This is a genomic window from Streptomyces sp. KLMMK (assembly GCF_036961605.1).
In the GTDB taxonomy this organism is placed as follows: domain Bacteria; phylum Actinomycetota; class Actinomycetes; order Streptomycetales; family Streptomycetaceae; genus Streptomyces; species Streptomyces telluris.
In genome coordinates this window covers 1-4533 of the sequence record NZ_JBAMDC010000474.1, presented here as the reverse complement: position 1 = coordinate 4533, position 4533 = coordinate 1, and the positions used below count along the sequence as shown (strand labels likewise).

Annotated in this window: 3 protein-coding genes; all 3 read right to left on the bottom strand. The window is 73.7% G+C overall.

Annotation, left to right across the window (positions count from 1 at the left end; genetic code table 11):
* A partial coding sequence (locus V7793_RS33915) for an ABC transporter permease (RefSeq protein ID WP_336013538.1) occupies window positions 1-1086 on the bottom strand: 1086 nt, incomplete at its 3' end.
* Entirely contained in the window at window positions 1083-2636 is a 1554-nt protein-coding gene (locus V7793_RS33910) for a sugar ABC transporter ATP-binding protein (RefSeq protein WP_336013537.1), read from the bottom strand. The genes V7793_RS33910 and V7793_RS33915, both read right to left, overlap by 4 nt.
* A gap of 101 nt (window positions 2637-2737) precedes the next feature.
* Window positions 2738-4533: ATP-binding SpoIIE family protein phosphatase (locus V7793_RS33905; RefSeq protein WP_336013536.1), on the bottom strand; the 1796-nt coding region annotated here is incomplete at its 5' end.

Here is a 4533-nt window from a genome sequence, read left to right as displayed (position 1 = left end):
GGGTGGGTGACGGGGCGTCCGGGAGGGTTCCGTCCGCCGTCGGCGCAGCTGCCGGCGTGCGGCGTAGCCGGCCAGGCCGACCGCGAGGAGCAGGGTGCTGCCGTTGAACAGCGGCGTGACCCAGAAGCGGGCGCCGAGCTGGCCGATCCCGGCGAGGCCGACGGCCAGGACGGTGACGGCGACGAGGGTGCCCAGGGCGTTGGCGCGGCCGGGCCTGATCGCGGTGGAGCCCAGCAGCGCGCCGACGAAGGCGGGCAGCAGGTAGTCCATGCCGACGCTGGGGTTGCCGATCTGCTGCTGCGCGGCGAGCAGGACGCCGGCGACGCCGACGACCAGGCCCGATCCGATGAAGGAGTAGATCACGTAGCGCCGGGAGGGGATGCCCACGAGGTCGGCGGCGCGGGCGTTGGACCCGATGACGTAGAAGTACCGGCCGAGGGGAAGCCGTTCCAGGAGCAGCCACAGTGCGGCGGTGAGGGCGAGGACGTAGGAGGCGGAGACCGGCAGACCGAGGAACCGGGAGTCGTAGAGGGCGGTGAAGCCGGCGGGCAGGCCGTGCGGGCCGGGAACGATCCGGGCTCCGCCGGTGATCCAGCCGGTGAAGGCGTACATGATGCTGCCGGTGCCGAGGGTGGCGATGAAGGAGTCGATCCTGGCGAATTCGACGACGGTGCCGTTGACGGCGCCGACGGCCGCCCCGCCCAGGATCACCACGAGGCAGGCGAGCGGCCAGGGCCACCCCGCGGAGACGATGAGGTGCATCGTCATGACGTGCGCGAGGCCGAGGCCGTAGCCGAGGGACAGGTCGAACTTGCCGGCGGCGATGGGGATCGTGGCGCCGAGCGCGAGCATGGCCGGGATGGACTGGCTGGACAGGACGGCGGAGACGTTGTCCAGGGTGGGGAAGGTGCCGGGCAGGGCGAGGGAGAAGGCGACGAACAGCAGGGCGGTGAGGGCGAGGAGGCCGTAGGCGCCGACGAGGTGCCCGAACCGGTGGCCCGGCGGGTGCCGGGGCGCCGGGGCGGGCGGAGGCGCCGGAGAGGAGGGCGGCGGAGACGGGGGAGAGGCAGGAGAGGGCGGCGTCATCGTCCCGGCGTTCCGGTGAGGGCGGCGATGTCCGACGCGGCGTGGGTGAGCGCGGTGACCGTGAGCGCTTCGCCGCTCAGCTCCGCCGTCACGGTTCCGCGGACGAACACCAGGGCACGGTGGCACACGTCGGCGACCTCCTCGAAGTCGGTGGAGATGAGCAGGACGGCGAGTCCTCCGGCGAGCGCGTCCCGCAGCAGCCGGTAGATCGCGGCCTTGGCGCCGACGTCGACGCCGGCCGTAGGCTCCTCCAGGATCAGCAGGTTCCGGCTCGTCCCGAGCCAGCGCCCGATCATGACCTTCTGCTGGTTGCCTCCGGAGAGGGTGGCGATCGGGGCCTCGCTGTCGCGGGGGTGCACCGCGAACCGTTCGATCAGGGCGTAGGCCTCGGCGCGCTCGCGCCCGGGGCTGATCCAGTGCGCGCCTTGCAGGCCGGCGGCCCGGGGGTTGGCCAGGAAGTTCTCCCGTACGGTCAGCTCGGGCGCGCAGCCCTCCTCCTGACGGTTGCTGGTCACGAAGCCGACGCCGTCGCCGACGGCGGCCGCGACCGTGCCCGGGTGGTACGGGCGCCCGCCGAGCAGGATCCGCCCGTCGAGGACCGGCCGGGAGCCGGCGAGGGCGCGGCCCAGCTCCATGTGCCCGGCGCCGGTGAGGCCCACCATGCCGAGGATCTCGCCGGGGCGCAGCCGCAGGCTGACCGGCCCGGTGTTCTCGGTGCGCACGTCGTCGAGGGTCAGGACGGCGGGGCCGGGGGCGGGGTCGGTGATGCCGTGGGCGCCCGGCCCGTGGCCCACGATGTCGTGGCCCACGATGTCGTGCACCAGCTGTGCGGGGCCGTGGCCGGCGAGCGGGCCGTGGCTGACGAGCCGGCCGTCGCGCAGCACGGCGAACGCGTCCGCGACCTTGTAGACCTCGTCGAGCCGGTGGGTGACGAAGACGATCGCGCGGCCGTGGTCGCGCAGGGTGTGCAGGACGCCGAAGAGCCGCGCGCAGTCGGCCGCCGGGAGGCTGGCGGTCGGCTCGTCCAGGACGATCAGTTCGGCCCGCGTGCTCAGGGCGCGGGCGATGGCGACCAGGGAGCGTTCGGCCCGTGTGAGGTCGGCGACGACGGCGTCCGGGTCGAGGTGCGCGGCGACGACGCCCAGGGCCTCGGTGCACCGGCGGCGGGTCCGCCGCCAGGACACCAGCCCGGCCCGGCGCGGGTATCCGGTGCCCAGGGCGATGTTCTCGGCGACGGTCATCCACCCGATCAGCCCCAGGTCCTGGTGGATGAAGGACATGGCCCGGGAGGCCGTCTCGGTGCCCAGCGGGTGCCCGGCGACGCTCACCTCGCCCTCGTCCGCGCGGTGGATGCCCGCCAGCACCTTGATGAGGGTGGACTTCCCGGCGCCGTTGGCACCGAGCAGGGCCAGGACGCTGCCGGTGCGGATGTCGAGGTCGACCGCGTCCAGCGCGAGGGTGCCGCCGAGCCGTTTGCTCAGGCCGCGTATGCGGACGAGGGGCTCGGGGCCGGGGCCCGGGAGAGGGCGGGTGTCGGGAGTGTCGTGCACGGACTTCTCCGGGACCTGTCAGGACCAGTTACCGAAATCTCATCATCTGCGCCGTTTTCGTCATGCTACGGCCATCGCGGGCCCCGGCGCCGGATGGGCCGTCAGATCGCCGGAATGTCGTCCAGGAACGCCTCGGCGCCGAAGGGCTTGCCGCCGACCTCCAGGGCGCACTCCGCCCAGATGACCTTGCCCCCGGCGGTGTAACGCGTGCCCCAGCACTGGGAGAGCTGGGCGACGAGGAACAGTCCGCGGCCGCCCTCGTCGGTGGTGGCCGCGTGGCGCAGGTGCGGGGCGGTGCTGCTGGTGTCGGCGACCTCGCAGGTCAGCGCGCGGTCGTAGAGCAGGCGCACCTGGATGGGGCCGGTGCCGTACCGGATCGCGTTGGTGACCAGCTCGCTGAGCAGCAGTTCGGTGGTGAACGCGATCTCCTCCAGCCCCCACTCGGTCAGGCGGGCGGTGACGGCGGAGCGGACGGAGGAGACGAGGGCCGGGTCGGCGGGCAGGTCCCAGACGGCGATCCGGTGCGGGTCCAGGGTGTGGGTGCGGGCGACGAGCAGGGCGATGTCGTCGGCGGGATGCTCGGGGACCACGGCCCGGACGACCTCCCGGCAGGTCTCCTCGGGCGGGCGGTTCGGGTGGGAGAGGGCCCGGCGCAGCTGCTCCAGGGCCATGTCGAAGTCGCGGTGGCGGTCCTCGATGAGCCCGTCCGTGTAGAGGACGAGCTGGCTGCCCTCGGGGAGGAGGAACTCGGCGCTCTCGAAGGGGAGACCGCCCAGCCCCAGGGGCGGGCCCGCGGGCAGCTCGGGGAAGATCACGGTGCCGTCGGGGCGGACCAGCGCGGGCGGCGGGTGCCCGGCCCGGGCCATCGTGCACTGCTGCGTGGTGGGGTCGTAGATCACGTACAGGCAGGTGGCGCCGATGATGCCGGTGTTGCCGTTGGAGGGGTCCTCGCCGCACTCCTCCCGGTCCAGGCGTCCGACGAGGTTGTCGAGGTGGGTGAGGACCTCGTCGGGAGGCAGGTCCAGCTCGGCGAAGGTGCGCGCGGCGGTGCGCAGCCTGCCCATGGTGGCGGCGGCGTGCAGCCCGTGGCCGACGACGTCCCCGACGACGAGGGCGACGCGGGCGCTGGAGAGGGGGATGACGTCGAACCAGTCCCCGCCGACGCCGGACTCGGCGGGCATGTAGCGGTGCGCGACCTCGACGGCGTTCTGCTCGGGGAAGCCGTGCGGCAGCAGGCTGTGCTGCAGGGCGAGGACCATGCTGTGCTCGCGCGTGTAGCGGCGGGCGTTGTCGATGCAGATGGCCGCGCGCGTGGCGAGCTCCTGCGCCAGCGAGCAGTCGTCGTCGCCGAAGGGCGAGGGGTCCTGGGAGCGGTAGAAGCTTGCTATGCCCAGGACGATGCCGCGGGCGAGGAGCGGGACGGTGATGAGGGAGTGGACGCCGTGGGCCAGGAGGCGCTGGGCGCGCGCGGGGTGCTGGGAGATCCAGCCCGACGCGGTCCGCAGATCGGGCTCCAGGACGGTCTCCCCGCTGGTCAGAGAGCGCAGCTGCGGCGTGGTCTCCTTGAGGTCGACCCGCTCGCCCGCGGGGTAGAAGGGGCAGTCGTCGCGGACGCCGTGGACCACCGTGCGGTGGAGGTCCTTGCGCGGGTCGGACGGCTCGTCGCCGCGCAGCACTGCCGCCGGAAGGTCGATGGTGACGTAGTCGGCCAGGCGCGGGACGGCCATCTCGGCGAGTTCCAGGGCGGTGCGGCTCACGTCCAGCGTGGTGCCGATGCGGGTGCTGGCCTCGGAGAGCAGCTCCAGGCGGCGCCGGGCCGCGACGGCGTACTTCCCCACCCCCGGCTCGCCCACCAGCACCAGCCCGCTGGTCGCGCTGCCGTCGTCGGGCCGGCCCA